Consider the following 21679-nt stretch of genomic DNA (forward strand, 5'->3'; position numbering starts at 1 on the left):
CACGTGGGTGTTAGCTATTGAGCCACGTGACGATTATGAGCATCGTCACAACAAAGCCCGCAAAAAAATTAATGCCCAAGAACTTCTTCCAGCCTCGATTTGCTTGTTCACAGTTGGCATCACTCAGGTTTCTAAATGGCCAGACCATGAGGATGTAGGGAACAGCAGTGACGGAGGCCACCCAGAACGGCCACGTGGGTTCGGTAAAGAACGCACCGGAAAGAATGAGTACGCCGGCGAGCGCGTAGCACGCCAATGCAAAGCGAGACGTATTCGCGGCACCAATGACCGTCGCGATCGAGGAAAGCTCACCTTCCCGGTCTGCCTGAATATCTTGCACAGCGCCGAAGGCGTGAGAGGCCATGCCCCAGAGGAAGAAGGCAGCCAGAATCAGCCACAGTCCAGGGGTAAACACTGCCCCGGCAAGAACCGCTCCGTAGAGTGCAGGGCTGACAAAGTGTGTGCTGCTGGTGAGGGAGTCCAGGAACGGAATCTCCTTAAAGCGCAGACCCTTCATGGAATATGCCAGCACGGCAAACATGCTCACGGCAAGCACAAGCCAGGACAACGGGTTGCCCACAGCAACCAGATAGATCAGGAAGGGGACGTTCGTGATCACCACAGCCCACAAGGTTATGGTGTGGAGACTGCGGTCAAGGACCGCGCCCTCCACACCACCCTTCCGGGGATTGCGCATGTCTGACTCGTAGTCGAAGACATCGTTGATGCCATACATGGCGAGGTTGTAAGGAATGAGAAAGAAGAGGGTGCCCAGAATGAATGTGAGATCCACTTCACGCGTGGTCATCAGATAGGCCGCCGCAAACGGGAATGCGGTGTTAATCCACGACAGGGGGCGAGAAGAAACGAAGAGCTGTGTCAGAGTATTCACTTCTTCTCCTTTCGTGTGCCTAACAGAATCCACAGCGCCGGCAGAATCATGACACCGGCGACGGTGTATGCAAAGTCTTCCACGGGTGCGTTCCCGATGAAGACACCCAGCAGGGTGCTGGGGTCATAGGCCACCAGGCCCACCCCAATAATGACGTTGTCAAAGATGGCCGTCGTGATAAGCATGACCAGAAGTGTCAGCGCGAGGATTTTATATATCCGCGTGCCCACGTTGGCTCCTCGGCGAGCGGCGACCACATAAGCGATCACCATGAACCACAAGGCTAGGCCGAGAAATACGGTGTTGAGCAGGGCGTAGGTCACCTGGCCACCGCCTTGCTTAGCGCCGCAAAGACGTTCATGGTCATATAACTGAGCAGGGTAAGGAAGAACACTTCCTCGAGCGGAAGCTCAGGGGCCAGCTGAATGCCGGTCATCCACTGTCCAGCTCCACGGAAGAACACCCCGAGGTTAATTCCGGCAAGATCCCAGATCAGAAAAAACACAATGCCCGTGGTCAACACCACAGTTGCCCGGCGGGCATCCTGCCAAAAGAACAGGCGGAACCGTCTATCCAGCACCACCATGCCGGTGAGGGACACCAGCAATGCGGCGAGATAGAGAAAGCCCATGAGAACTAGGCGGTCTTATCGACCGTAGGGAAGAGCGGCTCGGGCAAAGGCTCCGTGGTGGTGTCTCCGCGCAGGCGCTTGACCAGGATTTCCGCACTGATCAAACACATGGGCAACCCGATGCCCGGGATGGTCGTTCCACCGGTGTAGAACAGGCCGTCCACCTTCTTGGAAACATTGCCCGAACGGAAGAAGGCACTCTGACTCAGGATGTGGCTGGGTCCCAGGGCACCGCCCTTCCAGGAGTTGAGGTCGGTGGCGAAGTCTTGTGGGCCCACCGTGCGACGCACAATGATGCGCTGGGCCAAATCAGGAACCCCTGCCCAGGTGGCAATCTGTTCAATCACACTGTCGGCGACGGCTTCAACCTGCTTGCTTCCCTTACCATCGATACCGCCCTTGCCGATAGACACATCTGCAGGAACGGGAACGAGAACGAAGAGGTTGGTGTCGCCTTGCGGGGCCACATCCTTATCCGTGGCGCTGGGCTTGCAGACATAGATCGACGCAGGGTCTGGAACTGAGGTGGGCTCGTTGAAGATCTTGCCAAAGTTGTCGTTCCAGTCATTAGTGAACAACAGGGTGTGGTGTTCGAGCTCGGGAACTTCGCCCTTGACGCCCAGGTAGACCAGCACGGCTGAAGGACCCGACGTCTTCTTGTCCCAGTAGCGTTCGCCGTAGGTCTGCAAGTTTTCTGGAAGAAGCTGGGTCTCGGTGAAGTGCAGGTCTGCGGCGGAGACGACAATATCGGCAGCGAGCGTGGTTGTCTTGGTCGACTTCCCCTTGGTGTATTCGACACCGGCGGCTTTCGCTTTGGCCTTGTGGCCGGCAGGGTTCACCGTGGTCAGAATCTTGGACACGTTGGCCTCGGTAATGAGGTCTACCCCTTCAGCAACGGCAATATCGCGGATGCTTTCAATCACCCGGTTGAAGCCGCCCTGGGCGTAGAGAACGCCATCTTCGAGGTCGAGGTAGCTCATGAGGTGATACATCGACGGAGTGATGAAGGGGCTCGAACCCAGGAATACCGCGGGGTATCCAAGAATCTGCTGCAGCCGCGGATCGCTCACGTGACGGGACGCAAACTTGTGCAGAGACTCCTGCAGCAGTTTGGTCAGCTTGGGGGTACGGCGCAGAACATCGGCGCGCACGAGGGGACCAAACTTTTCAAAGCTGGTGTAGAGAAAGCGCTTCTTTGCCATCTCATAGGTGTCTTTGGCGGAGTCAAGGTACCGTTCCATGGCAGGTCGAGAACCAGGCTCAATCTGCTCGAACAACTCCAGGTTGCCTTCGCGGTTATCAGCAACATCGATGGGGCGGGCAGGATAGACACCGTCATCTTCGAACAGCACGCGGTAGCCGGGGTTGAGCTTCGAGAGCTTGAGTTGTTCATCACTGGACGTGCCCATGAGCTTGAAGAAGTGATCGAATACTTCGGGCATGAGATACCAGGAGGGGCCGGTGTCGAAACGGAACCCGTCCTTCTCCCAGCTTCCGGCACGGCCGCCAACTTCTTTGTGCTTCTCCAGCAGGGTGACCTGATAGCCATCTCGGGCAAGCAGGGCAGCGGAAGCCAGGCCGGCGATGCCGCCACCGATAATGACAATGGACTGGGTCATGAGGTTTTTCCCATCAGTGCTGCAAGAGCGAGGCGTGCCTTGACGATTGTCGGCACGCTCACGCGGGTGTGCTTGAGCTCGGAGGCAGGGGTTCGTTCAATCCTGCGGTTGAGTTCAGCAAAAAGGTTTTGGGCTAGGGCCACAGCTTTGCGGCTGGTGCGGGGCAGCTCGGGCACGATGGCGGCCGAGACGGCGAGGTCGGCATCAATATCTGCCACCAAGCGCATCTTGTCATCTTCGGTAAACGTCGCAATATTGATGCCGGGGAAATAGCTGCGGCCCAGCGCATCAACATCCGCGCTGAGGTCGCGCAAGAAGTTCACTTTTTGGAAAGCGGCGCCGAGTTTCCGGGCACCGTGCACAAACCGTGCATCCTGCTCCGCAGTGACCGGCACCCCGCGCAGAAATGCGCGTAAACACATGAGGCCGACAACTTCTGCTGATCCATAAACGTAGAGATCAAAGCTCTCCGGGGTGTGCGTCACGCGAGTGATATCCACCCGCATGGACTCGAAGAAGGGTCGGGTGAGCTCAACTGGAATTCCAGTACGGCGTGCCGTCAAGGCGAATGCGTGCACCACGAGGTTGGTGCTGTAACCCCGCAGCATGGCAGCTTCTGTTTCTGCCTCGAGTTCATCGAGCAGGCGACGAATTTCTTTTTCGTTAATCCCTGCATACGCAGCAACCCCGTCCACGATTTCATCGGCCAAGCGAACCAAACCGTAGATGTTCTCCACGTCCTGACGAACGTCTTTACCCAGGAGTCGAGCAGCAAGACCGAACGAGGTGGAATACTCGCGAATGATCATGCTCGCGGTCTGCTCCGAGACGCGGTCATAGAGCGCACTCTGGCGCGTGGTTTGTTCACTCACCGGCACCGAAGCATCTTGAATGAGCTTGTCGTGACTCATCGGACTCGATCCACGACGGCCGAAACAAGCGGGGTGAGCTGATCAATGAGCTTCTGTGGGATGCCCGAACTGTGGAGTGCCGCCACAGCTTCGTCGGCGTAATCGGAGGCTAGTTTCTGCGTGAACTTCTTGGCACCAGTGCGTTCGAGCACGTCACGGACCGTGGCAGCTTCACTATCTGAGAGTGCGCTGTCACCGACCAGATGAGAAATTGAGGACCATTCGCTGGTCTGTGAGGCGAAGGCAATGAGCGCAGTACGTTTTCCTTCGCGCAGATCACCGAGAGTGGTTTTGCCCGTGGACTCTTCACTTCCGAAGACCCCCAGCAGGTCGTCCACGATTTGATAGGCAATGCCGATGTTGCGACCGAATTCTCCCAAGGCCGCAATGACATCGTGAGTGGCGCCGGCAAGCAGGGCACCTGCTTGCAGTGGCGCCTCGAACGAATACACCGCCGTCTTGAGGCGTTCCATTTGGACGATCTCTTCGATGCTCGGCATGCCGGTGTAGAGGGAGAAGTCCACGTCGATGAGTTCACCAGCGGCGGAGTCAAACACAGCACGATCCAGCAGCTCAACCAGGGCGTCACGAACCTCAGGGTTGGCGGATGCCCGCTCCATCAACCGGAACGAACCGGTCAAGGCGAGGTCACCGGCGATGACCGCCACAGACATGCCCCGATGTTCAGCTGTCGGAAGTGCCAACCCAGCTGTTTGTGCCACATCCCGGTAGCTCCCCGAAACGTTAGGAATACCCCGGCGGACAAAGTCCCGATCCACGACATCGTCATGCACGATCAGAGCGGTGTGCAAAAGTTCAAAGGACGCACCCACATTCGCGGCCGAACGAAGGTCGGAACCACCCAATGCGGTGTACGCCGTCATCACCATTTGTGGACGGAAACGCTTGCCGCCGGTGGTGTTAGAACGCAAAGTTTTCCAGAGCGACTCATAGGCGGGCGCGAGGGTCGCAGCCCGTTGAGTGGATAGGCTAAAGAAGCGCTCCAAAACCTCTTCGACGAGCGCGAGATGGCGCGTCGTTTCGGCTTCTTGGCTGGAAAGGCTCACCCCTCCAGACTAACCGAGATAACAGGTGCAAAACATGGGTGAATCCCCTGAACTTGTTGTGTTGCTGTCGAACGATGGCGACGCCATTGGCACAGCAGAGAAAGCCACGGTTCACACTGAGGACACTGCCCTCCACCTTGCATTCTCCTGCCACGTTTTCAATGCAGACGGACAGATACTTGTTACCCGCCGCGCACTGGAAAAAAAGACCTGGCCTGGGGTCTGGACAAACTCATTCTGCGGACACCCCGGACCTGGCGAGGACTTCGTGGAAGCCATCCACCGCCGAGCGGAACAAGAGCTCGGCCTCACCCTGACGTCTGTGACCAGTGCACTTCCTGATTTCCGCTATCGCGCGGTGGATGCTTCCGGCATTGTCGAAAATGAAATCTGCCCCGTGTTCATTGCGATTGCGGCCTCAGAGCCTGCGCCCAACCCCGCTGAGGTGGCTGAATATCAGTGGGCTGAACCACAGGCATTGTTATCGGCCGTAGAACAAGCGGAGTTCGCCTTCAGCCCCTGGCTCACGATGCAGCTGCCCCGCCTGGCCATCGCGGGCTTTCTCAACCCTGCCGGTTAACGACAAAAGAGGCCCGGAGGCCTCTTTTGTGGTGTGGTCTAGCCGCCGATTGCTCCAGCATCCGTTGCACTGACATCCGTGCGGTGGAAGTTCAAGAATGAGCGAGAGGCTGTGGGTCCACGCTGACCGTGGTAGCGGGACTTGTACTCAGCCGAGCCATAGGGCTTCTCAGCAGGTGAAGTCAGCTTGAAGAAGCAGAGCTGGCCAATCTTCATCCCTGGCCAGAGTTTGATGGGCAAGGTGGCCATGTTCGAAAGTTCCAGGGTGATGTGGCCGGAGAAGCCAGGGTCAATAAACCCTGCGGTGGAGTGTGTCACGAGACCGAGGCGACCGAGCGAGCTCTTACCCTCGAGGCGAGCAGCGACGTCATCCGGCAGTGAAACCTGTTCGTACGTGGCGCCCAAAACAAACTCACCGGGGTGAAGAATGAACGCTTCGTTGGGGTCAACCTCGATCAGACGTGTGAGGTCTGGCTGGTCTTCCGCTGGGTCGATATAGGGGTACTTGTGGTTGTCGAACAGACGGAAGTACCGGTCGATGCGAACGTCAACGCTGGACGGCTGAATCATGTCATCGGCTGAAGGGTCCAGGCCAATGCGGCCTGCCTCGAGTTCAGCACGAATATCGCGGTCAGAAAGAAGCATGTTCTAAGCCTATCTGAGGAAAACAGCGGTTTTGGGGCATGTTCACGGGCGATGAAGTAGGCCGCGAGGACCATAGGTTACTGCCGCAACCCGGGAATCAATCGGGCAGACTTCTTTCCGGCCAAACCAGTTCAACCTGTTGCGGGCTACCCAGCGATACAGTGCATCGCGCCACGGCCGCGGAACGCCTCTGCCCAGTGCAGCAAGAACCTTCCATCGCCTGGGAAGCACGTCGGAGAGCGCGAGCACCGCGTCTCCCTCTTGGTGAACATGACCGTTATTAAGCACCACCACGGAATCAAAGGCCGTGACACCTACTTCTGCGAGAAGCACTGTTCCCCAGTCAGACTCTCCTGGCACAAAAATGATGCACTCGGGGGTGAGTTTCTCTGCGGGGATGCGACGGCCCAACCACTCGACCAGACCAACGCAGAGGGCGCAGTCACCGTCGATAAGCACAATCATGACTATCCCTCGAGGGGTTGGCCGAGGGATTCAACCCGGCCCATGAAGCGTTCCACATCTGGATCCACGATGACATCTGAAGGGCGCAGTGGCCTGCTCAGATAGAGGCCCTCCAGGGAGGTGATGCGGCTCAGGGCCACATAGGTTTGTCCGGGCGCAAATGCACGCGAGCCCATATCGATCAGCGCGCGGTCATAGGTCTGACCCTGTGCTTTGTGGATAGTGACAGCCCAGGCCAGACGCAGCGGGAACTGGGTGAACTCGGCGACCACGTCACGACTGAGCTCATCCGTGCTCTGTTTGTAGGAGTACTTGTAACGCTCCCATGTGACGGGCTGAACTTCATATTCAGAACCTGCCACGGTGACGAATACAGTGTCGGTGATCTTGGTGACTGTTCCCACGGTTCCGTTGACCCAGCGGCCTTCGCTGTCGTTTTGGAGGAACATCACCTGAGCACCCAGCTTGAGCTCGAGGTCTTCATCTGCGGGAAAAGCATTGGCCGTGAAGTCTCCGCTGACATCTGCGGCGGCCACCTTCTTCTTGCCCGGAAGCTTAGCCAGCTGCTCCGCGTTGATCGCGTTCACCCGCGCATTGGTGGTGGCCAAAATGATGATGTCTTCGCCCTCGGGCGCGGGACGATTGCCGGCAGCGTTGAGCGCCGCACCCAGGGTGGGGGTGACTGTGCCGTGACGAACTGCGTTCAACATTTCTTTGAACGCATCGTCACGCTGACGGTGAATCTCGGTCAGCTCAATAATGCGCAGCGGGGTGTCCTGCCAGATGGCAGCATCAAAGAACCAGTTTGAGGCATAACGCGCCTGGAGATACTCTTTCTCCTCCGGCGTGCGGGGTGGAACGGGGGAGAGTTGGTAGGGGTCACCAAACATGATGACCTGCACCCCCCCGAAACTTTCCTTCTTCCGGTGACGCGCCTCGCGCAGAGCTCGGTCAATGGCGTCCATGATGTCGGCATTGACCATCGAAACTTCATCAATGACGAGAGTGTCGATGGCGTTAAGAATCTTGCGCTGATCTGGACCGTGGTTCAGATCCAATGAGCCGATCAGTCCGGTGGGAAGCCGGAACAGAGAATGAATCGTTTGGCCGCCGACATTCAGTGCGGCCACCCCCGTCGGCGCACATACGGCTATGGTCTTTTCCGTGGTGAACGCTAAATGGTTCAGCAGTGTGGATTTCCCAGTGCCAGCACGACCTGTAATAAAGACGTGTTCCCGAGTTTCCTCAATGAGGTTAAAGACCTCCTGCTGCTGGGCAGATAAGGAGACTTTGTTCACTCCCGAAGTTTACCGGCGCACCACCCTCACAGCCGGAGCACACAGCCGACTTTGTAGGATGAGGGAGTGAAGCTGACCCGACGCCACCGCATCATCATTGTCGTGGCCTCCGTAGTGGTGCTTATTGCCACAACTCTGGTCGGCATCGGCATCAATCACGCGCTGTTTAGTGCATCTGGTTTTGTCACCCAGTATCTCAATGCGCTTTCCCGTCACGATGCTGCGTCTGCCCTCTCCATGCCTGGTGTGGGCGATGCGCTGCCGGCAGATGCAGACACCACACTTTTGCGTGGTTCAGCGATGGGCGAGCTCACCGACATTCGCATCCTGAAGGTCAGTGGCTCCAACGAGCGCACGAACGTCACCGCCAGCTACCTGGTCGGTGGCGAGAACGCAACCGGCACGTTTGTTGTGACGCGGCTGGGCAACACATTCGGCATCTTTGAATCGTGGGGTTTCGCAGAGCTTCCAGTTGCCCGCACCAAAGTTTCTGTCTGGCATGACGCGTCATTCACGGTCGGAGATTCTGGCCAGATTGATCTGCGTTCCACACCATCCGGCAGCGAAGCAACCGGATGGGAAGGAACAGGAACCTTCCTACTCTTTGCTCCCGGAAACTACATCTTTACGCACAACTCAGAGTGGCTGACGGCCACGAAACAGTCGCTCAACATTGAGAGCCCGGGTGACACGGCTGAAATCGTCGTCGACGTCCAAGCCAACAAAAAATTCAACCAACGCGTTCAAGAAGAGGTCGACACCTACCTTGACGAATGTGTGACACAACACGTGTTGCAACCCACAGGATGCCCCTTCGGGTATGAAACAGGCAACCGCATCGTGGGTGAGCCCAGCTGGGAAATTGTCACCTACCCGCCCATTGCGGTGGAACCACGAGATGGTTCCTGGCAGGTCGTTAACGCTACCGGCACGGTCAAAGTCACCGGAGAAGTGCAGTCTCTCTATGACGGAACAATCTCTCCTCTGGAGGAAGAGGTTCCGGTCGTTCTCAACATTCTCATCACCATCACAGCAGATGGTCAGCTCGCCATCGAGCTGCGCTAACTACTTCTGTTGTGAATCTCTGGCAGCTTGGCGTGCCAGCATTTCGTTATAGGCCTTGAGCTCTGCATCATCCGTGCGATCTGCTTCCCGGTCCGTTCGTTTGGCTTCCTTGGCGTCTGATCTGTTCCACTGGAAACCGATGACTAACGCCAAGATGAGGTTGGGGATTTCTCCCACGCTCCACGCAATCGCCCCGCCTGCTTGCTGGTCTTCTAGAGGAGTAGAGCCCCAGGTTCGACCCATGGACCCGAACCAGTCGGCCAGCAACAGATTTTCACTCGACATAATGCCCAGACCAAAGAAGGCGTGCACTGTCATAGCGGCAAGGAGCTGAACTAAGCGGAAAGGGTAAGGGAATCTCGTCTTGACCGGGTCGATTCCAACTAACGACTGCACGAACAGATATCCGGCGAGCAAGAAGTGCACGATCATCCACTCGTGACCAATGTGGTCACTCGTGGCCCAGCGGAAGATGGGCGTGTAATAGAACAGCCAGAGTGATCCGACAAAGTTCACGGTGGCGAAGAGCGGATGCGAAATGACATTGGCATAACCCGAGTGGACAGCCTTGAGGATCCACTCACGACCACCTCGACTCTCGTCTTGCCGCTTGGCTATTGCTCTCATCGCCAGGGTGACCGGAGCACCGGGAACCAACAAAATCGGCACCATCATGCCCAAGGTCATGTGTGCACCCATGTGTGCAGAGAAGAGATACATCTCGTAAGAGTTGATGCCCCCGTTGGTGATGTAAAAGAGCAGACTCAGTCCCAGCACCCAGAGCACGGTGCGATACCACGGCCACTTGTCGCCGCGCTTGTGCAGACGCCAGACGCCCACCAGGTAGAAGAAAATACCGAAGGCACAAATCAGCAGCCAGATCAGGTCGATGCGCCACACAGTGAAGTACTTGTCAAAAGTGAACTCGGGTGGCAAGGGTTCACCAGTCAGAATCTCAGCCGGGCTGGGATTCTGATTGAGAACCTCGTCCTCGGGAGTGGGGGTGCGAGCAAGGCCTGCCGCAATACCTGCAGCAGCTCCCATGACAGCGAGCTCAATGGCAATAAACCACCAGAAAGCCTTCTGGGCTGCGGCACCGGCCATGCGCTTGACAAGATAACCGCGCTGCCAAAAACCGAACGCACCCAGGATCACCATGGCCCCGAGCTTGAGCAGGACGAGCTGGCCATAGGGAGTGGTGAAGAGTTTGTCGACGGAGCCGATGCGAAGCATCGCGTTGGCCACACCAGAGGCTGCCACCACCACGAAAGCGATGATGGCCAGGGTGGAGAATCGCGACACGATAGTGGCCAGGCGAGCAGGTTCAATAATGCCGCGCAGTAAGACCAGCGTGACCACGCCCCCGAGCCAGACCGAAACGAAGACGAGGTGCAGACCCATTGAGGTGATGGCCATTGCGTGACCGGAGACACCTGCAGAGTGTCCCTGCAGCGCCATGGGAACCAAGGTTCCCACCGCTGCCAGTCCGACAAAGAAGAGTGCCGTCTGATTCGTCACAGCTATACACAGCACCGCCACGAACGCAGCCAAGAGTGTGGTGATCAGCCAGGCTTGGCCGAGTGCAATCTCGGTGAAGAAGAAGCCGAGCTGAGTGCCGAAGGTGGCATCTAGCGAGAACGGGGTGACACTGACATTAAGAAAAGTGAGGAAGCCCGTGATCGCAGAAGCAATTGTCAGCACGAGTGCAGAAGCTGCCGCAATATCTATGCTGCGAATATAGGCACGTTCCCGCGAAGCGAAAGCCCAGAGCGCTAAAGCCAGTGAACCGATGAGCGTTGCGGCAGAAAGATTAACGGCCAGCTTGGCGAGAGGTAATCCCACCCGGACGAAGACCCCGGGATCACCCAAGGCGGGAGAGCGTAAACCCCCGCCAATTTCAAGGGCGAGGAAAAGTGCGCCGAACGCCACCAGCACCGCGAGGGCTGGGGTAGCAATCTTGAACAGGCGAGGCACACTACAAGCCTAGAGATAGTGAGCCCGGCTTAACTGCACAGTGGGTGCAGGCCCGAAGGCCCGCACCCACTTAAGCGAGTGAACTCGTGACTACTTGACTGCAGCCTTGAGCTTCGAACCAGCCGAGACCTTGACCGACTTGGAAGCGGCGATCTGGATGGTTGCGCCGGTCTGAGGGTTACGACCGGTGCGAGCTGCACGGTTGGTGCGCTCGAAGGAGATGAAGCCGGGGATGGTTACCTTTCCACCCTGAGCAACTTCTGCAGAAACAACTGCGAACAGTGCGTCGATAACGCCGTTGACGTTTGCCTGCGAAAGGTTGGTGTGAGCGGCAACTGCTGCGACAACCTCAGACTTGTTGAGAGCCATTTGTGTCCTCCTGGACGTTGAGCTACCGAGGTAGCACTGTGTTTGGAACGGTTGAGCCACAAGGGCCGTCTCGTTTGGTCGGTATGACCATTCGAAAAAGTATCAGCGATTCCTTGAATTGACGCGGAATTCGTCCCGGCGTGGCACGAGAACACCTCGAGTGAAGGTTGAAGGTTTGAAATGGCCTTAAAACAGTACTGGCCACGAACTTGAGAGTTCGTGGCCAGTAGCTAATCCTTGAGGATTACCAGCTCGACTTGGTGATACCGGGCAATTCGCCACGGTGAGCCATCTCGCGGAAACGTACACGAGAGATACCGAACTTGGTGAGAACACCACGGGGGCGGCCGTCGATTGCATCGCGGCTACGAACGCGGATAGGAGAAGCGTTACGAGGAAGCTTCTGCAGTGCTACGCGAGCCTCTTCGCGAGATGCGTCGGTACCGTTGGGGTCAACGAGTGCCTTCTTGATCTCGAGACGCTTAGCTGCGTAACGCTCAACGATTACCTTGCGCTGCTCGTTACGAGCAATCTTGCTTTTCTTAGCCATTTAGCGCTCCTCACGGAATTCAACGTGCTGACGCACTACGGGGTCGTACTTCTTGAGTACAAGACGGTCGGGGGTGTTGCGGCGGTTCTTGCGAGTCACGTAGGTGTAACCAGTGCCTGCAGTCGAGCGCAGCTTGATGATGGGACGTACGTCCTGTGCTTTAGCCATTAGATCTTCTCCCCACGAGCGAGAAGGTCCTTGACGACGGACTCAATGCCACGTGCGTCAATTACCTTGATTCCCTTAGCCGACAGAGTCAGCGTGACATTACGACGAAGCGAGGGTACGTAGTACGTCTTCTTCTGAATGTTGGGGTCGAAACGACGCTTGGTGCGTCGGTGCGAGTGTGAAATTGCGTGCCCAAAGCCGGGTACGGCTCCGGTCACCTGACAGGTCGCAGCCATGTCTATCCTCCTAATACCGCAAGACGGGATTGTCTTGCCCAAGATTCCTTGTCTGCACACGAACACCCCCAACTCACGAAGGGAGAGAGAACGTGCACTGCTCACGCGAGGAATTCCGCGCAGCCAAGGGTCAAGTTTACGCGGAGAGAAGTCCGTTAAGCAAACCGAGCACGGCTGACTCCCCCGCCATTAAGCCGAAGTTGCTGCACTGCACGTTGCGCACAACCCAAAAACATCCACCACGTGACGAGGTTGTGTGAATCCATGCTCTGCAGCAACGGTCGCTGCCCAAGCTTCAACGGCTTCTGCGCTGATTTCTTCGGTGTGTCCGCAGTTGCGGCATATCAAATGGTGGTGATGCCCCTCACTGGAGCAGGCCCGATACAGGTTCTCCCCGTCGGGTGACTGCAGTGCATCTGCTTCATCGGCTGAAACGAGGTCGGTGAGGGTTCGATACACCGTGGCGAGGCCAATCGTGGAACCTGCCTGCTTGAGGTCGGCATGTAAGCGCTGCGCGCTGACGAAGTCACCACGCTCGCTCAAGGCAGTCTTCACTGCTTCCCGCTGCCAGGTGTTGCGTTTCATGCTGCCGCTCCAATCAGGGCTGGTCGACGCATGGTGAAGGTACCCCACGCAATGAAGAAGATGGCAGCAGCCACGAGAGCGATACTGGCCCCCGCGCTCACACTGAACCAGCGAGAGATGAAAAGTCCGGTGACTCCAGACATCACACCCAAGACTGGGGAGAGCCACAGCATGACGCTCAGCTTGTCCGTGAAATAGCGGGCAGCGGCAGCCGGTGCAGCAATCAGGGCGATAGCCAAGATTGCTCCAGCCGCCGGCATTGCTGCCACCACAGCCAGTGTCGTGATGAGGAGAAGCACAGCGTCCATGACCCACACCTTGGCTCCTGTAGAACCAAAGGCTTCTGCATCAAAAAGGAAGAATACGAGTTGCTTGCCCCACACCAGCAGAGCCAGCACCACCAGTAGCAGTGCACCCCCCGCCACAAGTCCGTCTGTCCACGTGGCAGAAAGGATGGATCCAAACAGGAACGAATCCAGCTGAATAGGAATGTTCGGGTTCATAGCCTGCAACACCACGCCGGCAGCAAAACCTGCCGTGAGCATGACACCCGAGGCAGCTTGTGAACCTTGGCCCCGAATGCGGCCCAGGAGCGTCATGATGATGGCCAAACTCACACAGGCAATCAGAGCGCCCACCTGCAGGCTCGCCCCCAGAATGGTTGCCACGATGGCACCCGGGAACGTGGCGTGTGTCAGTGCCTGCGCAAACAAGACTCTCTTCCGCAAGACGACAAAGACTCCAGCTAAACCAGCGAGCGCGCCGACGAGAACGATAACAACGAGGGCCCGGTCAAAGTAACTCATGCGTTGGCCCCCTTACGAATCACGCGAACGATGAGCGCAATGGCATACAGAGCGATAAAGGTCAAAGCAACCGTGGCACCGCCTGGGACATCGACACCACCGTTGACGGAAATACTGAATCCAGCGGCAAGGCCAATCCACGACGCCAACAACCCCGCACTGATTGCCACCACAAACAATCCGCCCAGGCGGTTACTGACAAGGCGTGAGAGTGCACCCGGAACGATGAGGACAGCAAGCACCAGCAGGTTTCCTACCGCGTTAGATGCCGCGACAATCACCAACGCGATGGCCACGTTCAATACCAGTTCAGTCACCACACGGCGATAGCCGGCTGCTGCGCTCGCCACAGAATCGAAGGCACGGAAGACCTGACGTCGGAATGTCAGTAACACCAAGACCAGTGCTATCAGTGAGACAACAACTGTTGTGATGGCCTCCGTATCGGTCACGGTAAGGAGGTGGCCGAAGAGTAACTGTTCGAGTCCACCCGCACGGCCTGAGGAGGCCGAGACAATAATCACACCGATACTGAACATGGCAGTCAACACAATTGCGGTAGTGGCATCTGAGGCCACTTTGTTATTGCTCATCAGGGTGAGCACAATCGTGGCCGCCGCCGCCGCGATCAGGGCACCAATAAGCACGCCGTTGTGTCCGCTGAGCACAAAGCCCGCAGCGAGACCAGGGAAAACAGCGTGGGTGAGTCCATCGCTCAGGAACTCCAGTCCCCGCAAATTAATAAAGACACCAATCACACCGGCGGCGACGCTCAACACAAGCATCACTATCAGCGCCCGGCCCATAAAGGGCAGCGCGAAAGCCGTTGTGAGGGCGTCGAGGAAGTTCACGTTTAGTGACCTTCGTGTCCGGGCACCACAACAGTGTGTTCGTCGATTTCCACCTGGAAGTCACTGAAGACCTCTTGCAGATTAGCCAAGGTGAGAACGTCATCCTTGGGCCCAAAGGCAATCTGTCGGCCATTGACAAATAACACGGTGTCACAGACTTCTCGGGCCAGGTCGAGATCATGCGTTGTCACGATAATGCCGACGCCAGCTGCTTTGAGCTCCCGAATTGTCTGGAGGAGCGCATCACGGTTGGGCTGGTCGAGGCCGTTGAACGGCTCGTCCAACAACAACAGTCCAGGCTCCGACGCTAATGCGCGGGCAAGGAAACCGCGCTGCTGCTGGCCGCCGGAGAGGGAACCAAATCGCTTGTTCGCCACATTCGTCAATCCCACATCCGCAATAGCTTTCTTCACCGCGTGGCGATCTGCTTTGCCCGGAAAAGTGAAGAGGCCAAGCTTGCGATAGCGCCCCATCATGACGACCTGCTTGAGGGACACCGGGAACTCAGGGTCGATGTGTTCGGTCTGGGGAAGATACCCAATGCCCGTGTCAGCGCCTGCACTCTCGCCAAAAGTCATGGTTCCTTCCACCAGAGGAATGAGCCCCAAGACTCCCTTGAGCAGGGTCGACTTACCGGAACCATTAGGACCAATCAACGCCATTGCTTCACCGGGCATAACGGTGATGTCGATATCGGTCAGAGCGGTGGTCGTGCCGTAACTCAATGCGCCACCACGAATGGCCAGCGCTGGAGTGGAGATATTTCTCATGACTGCAACTCCGTAGGGAGGGGAAGAACGGGATAACCCCAGCTCGCCATCAACATCGTGACGTTGTGAATCGTGGCGGTGATGTAGGTCTCTCCATTGGATCCCGCCACCCCGAGTGAATCCGAATACAGCGCGTCATCACCCGAGTAGACCTTCACTCCTGCTTCCGCAGCGATGGTTTCTGCCAACTTGGGGGAGATCGAAGCTTCCGAGAAGATCGCCGTGGCACCGGAACTTTGGATCAGCTCAATGAGCTGATCCAGCTCCGCTGCACTGGGCTCTGCGTTGTCATCAAAACTGGGAATGATCGAGCCCAGGAAGGTGATGTCGTAGGCATCGACGAAGTAGGTGAACGCATCGTGGTTGGTGACCAGCAGTCGTTCTTCGGAAGGAACCTGTTCAAGGTTGGCCAGAATCCACTCATCGAGTGCCGCGAGTTGGAGGTTGTAGTTCTCAGCATTGACCGTGAGCTCTGCCTTCTGTTGGGCGTCTACTCCAGGCACGGTGGCTAAACCGGCACTGATGGTGGTGACCATCTGTTCTGCGTTAAGCGGTGCGGTCCAGACGTGGGGGTCTTTCTCTATCAGAGGAATCCCCTGAGATGCGTCGATGAGAACTCCCTGGAAGTTCGCTGCGGTCAACGCGTCTTCCAACCACGGTTCAAGCTCTGCACCATTCATCACCACGGCAGCTGCCTGAGACAGCTCGAGCAGCTGCTTGGCAGAGGGGTCAAAGGAATGTGCACTCTGGTTCGGTTGAATCAGCCCTGTCACCGTGCCCGTATCACCGACAACGGCCTGGGTGAATTCGGTTACTTGGGTGGTGGTGGCGACGACGGCCAGGCCGTCTCCGGCCACCGGCGTGGCACCACACGCGGTCAAACTAATGGTCGACAGCGCCAACGCCAGGAACAGAACAAGTTTCTTCACTCTGCGAACCTATTCCTTATTGATAATGATTGTCAATATGGATAGTGCGGACGGTGCGCAGGGCGCGTACCCTTAGAGACATGGCAGTTCCCAAAGTTCTTCTGTATTACGCATTCGCTCCCGTAGCAGACCCCGAGGCCGTGCGCTTGTGGCAGCGCGACCTGTGTGAAGGCTTGAACCTGCGCGGACGGATCCTTATTTCGACGCACGGCATCAACGGAACCGTCGGTGGAGACATCGACGACGTCAAGATGTACCTGCGCAAAACCAAGGAATACCCCGGCTTCAAGAAAATGGACGCCAAGTGGAGCGATGGAACCGGTCTGGATGAAAACGGTCTCAGCCTCGATTTCCCTCGCCTCAGCGTCAAGGCTCGTCCCGAGATTGTGGCCTTCGGTGTACCTGAAGAAATCGAAGTCAACCACAAGGGAATTGTCGGTGGCGGGAAGAAACTCAAGCCGCATGAACTTGATGCCCTCGTGGAAGAACGAGGCGAAGACGTTGTCTTCTTCGACGGACGTAACGCGTGGGAAGCAGAGATTGGTCGTTTCAAGAACGCCATCATTCCCGACGTCAAGACCACTCACGACTTCGTGCGTGAATTAGAAAGCGGAAAGTACGACCACATCAAGGACAAGCCCATCGTCACCTACTGCACCGGTGGCATTCGCTGTGAGATCCTCACCCCCATCATGAAAGCCCGTGGCTTTAAAGAGATTTACCAAATTGATGGTGGCATCGTTCGCTATGGCGAAGCTCGGGGAAACGACGGTCTCTGGGAGGGTTCACTCTACGTCTTTGACAAGCGCATCTCGATGGACTTCGCTCCCGACGCGAAGCTCCTTGGCACCTGCGTGAGCTGCGGGACGAAGTCGAACCACATGATCAACTGTGTCGACAAGTCGTGCCGGGAGCAGATGGTTGTCTGCGAAGAGTGCTCAACAGTACCTGTGTACTGCGAAGAGCACGCAGTAGTTAGCGCTTAGCCTGGGCGGCGCGGTCGACTAAGAGGTCGACCATGGATTCGATTTTGATATCCGGTGCAATGGCATCGATGCGCAAACCAGACGCGTGTGCGTCTTTGGCCGTGCGAGGGCCGATAGCGGCCACGAGGGACTGCTCGGGGATGTCCCCAATCTGCAGCGAGATTTGCTCTGCCACCGAACCCGAGGTCACCAGGATGTCTGTAATCTTTCCGCTGCGGACATCCGCGATGACGCCATCGGAGAGCTCCACGCTGACCGAACGATAGGCCACAACGGACTGCACGGTGTGACCAATACGAATGAGACCCTCGGTGAGAACCGGAACTGCAATCTGCGAACGCAAAGTCAGAACTTTGAGGGGAATCTTGCCACCTGTCGCTGCTGTCCACATCTCCAGCAGACCGTGAGCAGTGTTGTCGTCACTGGGTGCGAGGTCTGCTTTGTACCCCGCAGCAGCGAGGGCCGTGGCAGTGGTTTCACCCACGCAGGCAACTTTGGTGGTCGAAGGAATGACGACGTTGTGGGCCATCAACACATCCACTGTGGTGGCAGAGGTCAACGTGACCCAGTCGAACTCTCCCGCCGCAAGAGACTTGAGTGCGGCCTCGAGTGCAGGTGCATCGTCGGTTGCCGCAAAGTTGATCATCGGAGCGATCACCGCAGAAGCACCCTGTGTCCGTAAAGCGGATGCAACAGAATCACCCCAGGGCCCACCACGTGGCACAAGCACGCGGTGCCCATAGAGAGGGCGCGTCTCAATTGGAGAGGTAAATGACATCGCCTCTATTGTCACCGACTGTTTGTCTAGACAACAAACTGAGAAGTGCAGAATCGGCCCATTAATGGCCGACCGTAATCAAAAGGTTATCGACGACCAGAACGGAATACGCCGGCGATGATGACGCCGGCAAGCGCAACCGCGCCCACACCAATGCCGAGGAGGAGAAGTGGTTGCTCTTCTTTCATCACCCGGAAGCGTGCCTGGAGGCGAACTTTCGCCTTGCCAACTTGCTTCGGAATATCTGCCTTGTCTTCGAGCTGATCGAGCGTCGACGTCAACTTTGCGCGCGTTTCGAGAAGGTGCTCCTGAAGCTGTGCGTTATTCAGAGTGGAAACGTAGGAAGGCTCAGTGAAGAAATCATCCTCGCTGACTTTTTTCAGTCGTGTTGGATTAGAACTCATCGTCGTCCCCCGCGAATGCGCGGGCATCTGCCACAACGCTGTCAAATGTTTCTGTGGGAAGCGGAGGGCTGCCCTTCTTGAACAGCGCAACGGCGGCGCCCACGAGCGCGACAATGATCACAATCAAGGCGGCAGAGACAATCAGTGCTGCCGCCCACGTGGGAACAACAAGCGCGAGTGCGTAGATCGCTGCGAGCAGAAGCGTAAAGGTGAGGAACGTCACCAACACAAGAGCGATGATGAGCAGGAGAGTGCCCAGACCGAGGTTCTTGAGCTTGCGAGCCATCTCACGTTTGAACTGCTCAAACTCAGCACGCAGCAGTTCCATCAGGATGCCCGGAAGGTCGCGCAGCAATGCAAAGAGGGAACGCTCTGCGTTCTCCTTTTCAGGTTTGCCAGCGGTATTCGACATGACTACTCCGCAGCAGGCTTGGCTGCTGCCGTGCGTGCTGCAGGCTTGGGTGCTATTTTGGCCGCAGGCTTCTTGGCGGGTGCCTTCTTCGCAGGCTTCTCCCCGGTGACCTGGTGGATGACACGCTTTGCAGCCGTCAGCGCTTCTTCAGCGACGTCGCCAACGGCGTCCTGTGCCTGCTTGACCGACCACTGAACGGGTTCGGACTCCCAGATGTTTTGCGCTGCAGACTTAATCTGCTCATAGCGCTTACGTCCGGCACGTGTGCCAAAGACGTAGCCAATGGCTAGGCCGAGAATGAAAAGGAACTTGCCCCTCATGGTTTCTTCCGTTCAATATGTCGAAAATCGCATATGTTGCTTCTCTAGCCTAGCCCTCGAAGCTGAGAGTCCCAACGGGAGGTTTCTCAGGGTCACTGAAAAGCAGGCGTCGCATATGCAGAGCGGACAATTGGGAAGCGGGAATTGCGCGCTCCAAACCGGGTAATTCAGTCGACATACCGACCTCACCCACCAACTGTGGGTCAAGGCCCTCCGGGAGATCGACGTCTCCAAAGTCTGCCAACACGATGCGTGCCGCGTGATACCCCGATGCCAGTTTCTTGGTTGGGTCGCTCACGCGAATGACGGTGCCAGAGAAGTATTCCAGACGCGCACGAGCTGCCAAAGTTATTTCTTCGAGGCCACCGGGGACAACCACTGTCTGGACGCACCGAGGATCAGCAACCATCAACTCAACAACACCGTTGCTCAAGGAACCACCGCGCGTCATTGCCTGCACGAGGCCCGGCGCAACCGCGTCCACAGCGAGTTCCTCTGCGGGGAGCCCATAGCGCTCGAGGGTCACAGGGTTCACGAGCTTCTGTAGTGCAGCCTCCCCCAACCGGGTGCGAACCAACTTGCCGAGGTTCGTTTCATTTCCGATGGTCAACACCGGTTTGACGCGGTCGCGATAGACCCGCCACGCACCACGCCACCCCACTGCTGCTCGCACCCGCTGCGAAAAGGGGTTTGCCGGGATCCCACAGAGCTCTGCTTCACCCTCCGCCGGAATGACGACGTCGAAAGGCACGCCCAAATCTGTCAGTATCGCCGCGACGATACCGTCTCGATTGGAGAACCGGGCAGGTCCATCCAGCTGTGCATCTTTCGGAATCCACAGCTCAACCTTGAGGCCAATCCGGGCGCTCTCAATGGCCGCAATAAAGGCGGAGAGGTCGCTCCCAATAACCAACACATCCGTGCGGGGCGTTGCCGCTTTCCGTGCTGCCATGGTGCGAAGCCGTCAGGCTTTAGGCACCCTTGAGTGCCAACGCAAGATACATGTGCAGGTCCTCGATGAGGATACGTTCCTGCGACATGGTGTCACGGTGGCGAACGGTGACGGCCTTGTCTTCGAGGGTTTCGAAGTCCACGGTGATGCAGAATGGCGTTCCGATTTCATCCTGGCGACGGTAACGACGGCCGATAGCACCCGAGTCATCGAAGTCGATGTTCCAGGACAGACGCAGTTCGGCAGCCAGTTCCTTGGCTAGTGGTGAGAGCTGTTCATTACGAGAAAGGGGAAGCACTGCTGCCTTGATGGGAGCGAGACGTGGATCCAACTTCAGCACGGTGCGCTTGTCGGTGCCGCCCTTGGCATTAGGAACTTCTTCCTCCACATAGGCGTCCACGAGGAATGCCATGAGGGATCGCGTCAAACCAGCCGCCGGCTCGATGACGTAGGGGGTCCACCGCTCGTTCTTGTTCTGGTCGAAGTAGGAGAGGTCCTTGCCCGAGTGCTCCGAGTGAGTCTTGAGGTCGAAGTCAGTGCGGTTTGCAATACCTTCAAGTTCACCGAACTCGCCACTTTGAAAACCGAAGCGGTACTCGATGTCCACGGTGCGCTTGGAGTAGTGCGAGAGCTTCTCTTTGGCGTGTTCGTAAAGTCGCAGATTTTCAGGATCAATACCCAGCTCGACGTACCAATTGAAGCGCAGGTCAATCCAGTACTGGTGCCACTCTTCGTCCGTTCCGGGCTCAACGAAGAATTCCATCTCCATCTGCTCAAATTCACGGGTGCGGAAGATGAAGTTTCCCGGCGTGATCTCGTTACGGAAGCTCTTGCCGATCTGGCCAATACCAAAGGGCGGCTTCATGCGTGCTGCCTGGAGCACGTTGGCAAAGTTCACGAAGATGCCTTGAGCGGTTTCGGGGCGCAGGTAGTGCATCCCTGCTTCTTCAGCTACGGGGCCGAGGTAGGTCTTGAGCAAACCCGAGAAAGGCTTAGGTTCGGTCCATGCGCCACGCACACCACAGTCGGGGCAGGGAACACCAGCTAGACCACCTTCGGGAGCGCGGCCCTTGCGCTCTTCGAATGCCTCGATGAGGTGGTCCTCTCGGTGGCGCTTGTGGCAACTGGTGCACTCAACGAGGGGGTCAGAGAAGACCTCGACGTGACCGGATGCTTCCCACACCTTGCGGGGAAGAATGACGGAAGAATCCAGGCCGACAACATCGTCACGGCGCTGAACCATGAAATTCCACCATTGCTTCTTAATGTTCTCCTTGAGGGCAACACCCAAGGGGCCGTAATCCCACGCAGAACGCGATCCGCCATAGATTTCACCGGCTTGGAAAACAAAGCCGCGGTGCTGGGCGAGGGCGATTACAGAGTCAAGACGAGTGGTGGGGGCCATAACGAGCAATTC

The 21679-nt window shown here is 57.2% G+C and carries 28 protein-coding genes; 3 read left to right on the forward strand and 25 right to left on the reverse strand.

Translation table 11 applies throughout. The features are described from left to right. Positions 1-10: 10 nt before the first annotated feature. Genes M2119_RS01470 through M2119_RS01495 form a run of 6 tightly spaced genes read right to left on the reverse strand, consistent with a single transcriptional unit; the run spans position 11 to position 5120 of the window. Complete coding sequence (locus M2119_RS01470) at positions 11-925, reverse strand: prenyltransferase (RefSeq protein ID WP_432418492.1); 915 nt, start codon at positions 923-925, stop codon at positions 11-13. Further along, positions 889-1215 carry a lycopene cyclase domain-containing protein gene (locus M2119_RS01475; RefSeq protein ID WP_280803205.1) on the reverse strand — a complete coding sequence of 109 codons (327 nt, stop codon included), beginning with the start codon at positions 1213-1215 and terminating at the stop codon, positions 889-891. The genes M2119_RS01470 and M2119_RS01475 overlap by 37 nt, the downstream gene beginning before the upstream one ends. Continuing rightward, complete coding sequence (locus tag M2119_RS01480; protein ID WP_280803206.1) at positions 1212-1523, reverse strand: lycopene cyclase domain-containing protein; 312 nt, start codon at positions 1521-1523, stop codon at positions 1212-1214. The genes M2119_RS01475 and M2119_RS01480 overlap by 4 nt, the downstream gene beginning before the upstream one ends. Before the next feature lie 5 nt (positions 1524-1528). Beyond that, a complete protein-coding gene (gene crtI, locus M2119_RS01485) occupies positions 1529-3142 on the reverse strand; it encodes a phytoene desaturase family protein (protein ID WP_280803207.1) in 1614 nt (537 codons plus the stop codon). Beyond that, positions 3139-4053, reverse strand: a complete 915-nt coding sequence (locus tag M2119_RS01490; RefSeq protein WP_280803208.1) for a phytoene/squalene synthase family protein — start codon at positions 4051-4053, stop codon at positions 3139-3141. The genes crtI and M2119_RS01490 overlap by 4 nt, the downstream gene beginning before the upstream one ends. Further along, complete coding sequence (locus M2119_RS01495; RefSeq protein ID WP_280803209.1) at positions 4050-5120, reverse strand: polyprenyl synthetase family protein; 1071 nt, start codon at positions 5118-5120, stop codon at positions 4050-4052. Before M2119_RS01495 ends, M2119_RS01490 begins: the two co-directional genes overlap by 4 nt. Positions 5121-5154: 34 nt before the next feature. On the opposite strand from M2119_RS01495, the gene idi reads away from it, so the two are divergent. Beyond that, the gene (gene idi, locus M2119_RS01500) at positions 5155-5700 is read left to right on the forward strand and encodes an isopentenyl-diphosphate Delta-isomerase (protein ID WP_280803211.1); all 546 of its coding nucleotides are present in this window, start codon (positions 5155-5157) and stop codon (positions 5698-5700) included. 38 nt (positions 5701-5738) lie between these two features. On the opposite strand, the gene dcd is transcribed toward idi, so the two are convergent. From dcd to M2119_RS01515, 3 genes are read right to left on the reverse strand one after another with little or no spacing between them, the layout of a single operon-like run. Beyond that, complete coding sequence (gene dcd / locus M2119_RS01505) at positions 5739-6344, reverse strand: dCTP deaminase (protein WP_280803212.1); 606 nt, start codon at positions 6342-6344, stop codon at positions 5739-5741. Between the two features lie 42 nt (positions 6345-6386). After that, positions 6387-6809, reverse strand: a complete 423-nt coding sequence (locus tag M2119_RS01510) for a thiol-disulfide oxidoreductase DCC family protein (protein ID WP_280803213.1) — start codon at positions 6807-6809, stop codon at positions 6387-6389. Positions 6810-6811: 2 nt separating this feature from the next. Beyond that, entirely contained in the window at positions 6812-8107 is a 1296-nt protein-coding gene (locus tag M2119_RS01515) for an ATP-dependent DNA helicase (RefSeq protein ID WP_280803214.1), read from the reverse strand. Between the two features lie 66 nt (positions 8108-8173). Here M2119_RS01515 and M2119_RS01520 point away from each other — a divergent pair, with 66 nt between their 5' ends. Next, on the forward strand, positions 8174-9172 hold the full coding sequence (locus tag M2119_RS01520) for a hypothetical protein (RefSeq protein WP_280803215.1): 999 nt from the start codon (positions 8174-8176) through the stop codon (positions 9170-9172). Here the strand turns inward: M2119_RS01520 and M2119_RS01525 are convergent, their stop codons facing one another. The 10 genes from M2119_RS01525 to M2119_RS01570 form a co-directional block, all read right to left on the reverse strand. Continuing rightward, positions 9173-11146 carry a cytochrome c oxidase assembly protein gene (locus M2119_RS01525; RefSeq protein WP_280803216.1) on the reverse strand — a complete coding sequence of 658 codons (1974 nt, stop codon included), beginning with the start codon at positions 11144-11146 and terminating at the stop codon, positions 9173-9175. Positions 11147-11236: 90 nt separating this feature from the next. Next, on the reverse strand, positions 11237-11515 hold the full coding sequence (locus M2119_RS01530) for an HU family DNA-binding protein (RefSeq protein WP_280794712.1): 279 nt from the start codon (positions 11513-11515) through the stop codon (positions 11237-11239). A gap of 244 nt (positions 11516-11759) precedes the next feature. Continuing rightward, positions 11760-12065 (reverse strand): 30S ribosomal protein S14, encoded by a 306-nt coding sequence (rpsN, locus tag M2119_RS01535; RefSeq protein ID WP_280803217.1) that lies wholly within the window; start codon positions 12063-12065, stop codon positions 11760-11762. After that, the gene (gene rpmG / locus M2119_RS01540) at positions 12066-12233 is read right to left on the reverse strand and encodes a 50S ribosomal protein L33 (RefSeq protein ID WP_096382799.1); all 168 of its coding nucleotides are present in this window, start codon (positions 12231-12233) and stop codon (positions 12066-12068) included. Further along, positions 12233-12469: a 50S ribosomal protein L28 gene (gene rpmB, locus M2119_RS01545; RefSeq protein WP_110234752.1), complete on the reverse strand. Its 237-nt coding sequence runs from the start codon at positions 12467-12469 to the stop codon at positions 12233-12235. The genes rpmG and rpmB overlap by 1 nt, the downstream gene beginning before the upstream one ends. Positions 12470-12658: 189 nt before the next feature. Next, a complete protein-coding gene (locus M2119_RS01550; RefSeq protein WP_280803218.1) occupies positions 12659-13054 on the reverse strand; it encodes a Fur family transcriptional regulator in 396 nt (131 codons plus the stop codon). Beyond that, the gene (locus M2119_RS01555) at positions 13051-13860 is read right to left on the reverse strand and encodes a metal ABC transporter permease (protein WP_280803219.1); all 810 of its coding nucleotides are present in this window, start codon (positions 13858-13860) and stop codon (positions 13051-13053) included. The genes M2119_RS01550 and M2119_RS01555 overlap by 4 nt, the downstream gene beginning before the upstream one ends. Further along, positions 13857-14711 carry a metal ABC transporter permease gene (locus M2119_RS01560; RefSeq protein WP_280803220.1) on the reverse strand — a complete coding sequence of 285 codons (855 nt, stop codon included), beginning with the start codon at positions 14709-14711 and terminating at the stop codon, positions 13857-13859. Before M2119_RS01560 ends, M2119_RS01555 begins: the two co-directional genes overlap by 4 nt. 2 nt (positions 14712-14713) lie before the next feature. Beyond that, positions 14714-15481: a metal ABC transporter ATP-binding protein gene (locus tag M2119_RS01565; protein ID WP_280803221.1), complete on the reverse strand. Its 768-nt coding sequence runs from the start codon at positions 15479-15481 to the stop codon at positions 14714-14716. Continuing rightward, positions 15478-16410: a metal ABC transporter substrate-binding protein gene (locus M2119_RS01570; RefSeq protein WP_280803222.1), complete on the reverse strand. Its 933-nt coding sequence runs from the start codon at positions 16408-16410 to the stop codon at positions 15478-15480. Before M2119_RS01570 ends, M2119_RS01565 begins: the two co-directional genes overlap by 4 nt. 80 nt (positions 16411-16490) lie before the next feature. Here M2119_RS01570 and M2119_RS01575 point away from each other — a divergent pair, with 80 nt between their 5' ends. Then, positions 16491-17396 carry a rhodanese-related sulfurtransferase gene (locus tag M2119_RS01575; protein WP_280803223.1) on the forward strand — a complete coding sequence of 302 codons (906 nt, stop codon included), beginning with the start codon at positions 16491-16493 and terminating at the stop codon, positions 17394-17396. On the opposite strand, the gene M2119_RS01580 is transcribed toward M2119_RS01575, so the two are convergent. The 6 genes from M2119_RS01580 to M2119_RS01605 form a co-directional block, all read right to left on the reverse strand. After that, positions 17386-18174, reverse strand: coding sequence for a uroporphyrinogen-III synthase (locus tag M2119_RS01580; RefSeq protein ID WP_280803224.1), 789 nt, complete (start codon positions 18172-18174; stop codon positions 17386-17388). The genes M2119_RS01575 and M2119_RS01580 overlap by 11 nt on opposite strands. Before the next feature lie 86 nt (positions 18175-18260). Next, positions 18261-18578 carry a DUF3618 domain-containing protein gene (locus M2119_RS01585; protein WP_280803225.1) on the reverse strand — a complete coding sequence of 106 codons (318 nt, stop codon included), beginning with the start codon at positions 18576-18578 and terminating at the stop codon, positions 18261-18263. Continuing rightward, entirely contained in the window at positions 18568-18990 is a 423-nt protein-coding gene (locus M2119_RS01590; RefSeq protein ID WP_280803226.1) for a phage holin family protein, read from the reverse strand. Before M2119_RS01590 ends, M2119_RS01585 begins: the two co-directional genes overlap by 11 nt. A 2-nt stretch (positions 18991-18992) precedes the next feature. Then, complete coding sequence (locus tag M2119_RS01595) at positions 18993-19310, reverse strand: hypothetical protein (protein ID WP_280803227.1); 318 nt, start codon at positions 19308-19310, stop codon at positions 18993-18995. 49 nt (positions 19311-19359) lie between these two features. Continuing rightward, on the reverse strand, positions 19360-20262 hold the full coding sequence (locus M2119_RS01600) for a hypothetical protein (RefSeq protein ID WP_280803228.1): 903 nt from the start codon (positions 20260-20262) through the stop codon (positions 19360-19362). 19 nt (positions 20263-20281) lie between these two features. Then, positions 20282-21667: a glycine--tRNA ligase gene (locus M2119_RS01605; protein WP_280803229.1), complete on the reverse strand. Its 1386-nt coding sequence runs from the start codon at positions 21665-21667 to the stop codon at positions 20282-20284. Between the last annotated feature and the right edge of the window lie 12 nt (positions 21668-21679).

Origin of the sequence: Aurantimicrobium minutum (assembly GCF_029894165.1) — a bacterium.
GTDB classification, from domain to species: Bacteria; Actinomycetota; Actinomycetes; order Actinomycetales; family Microbacteriaceae; genus Aurantimicrobium; species Aurantimicrobium minutum_A.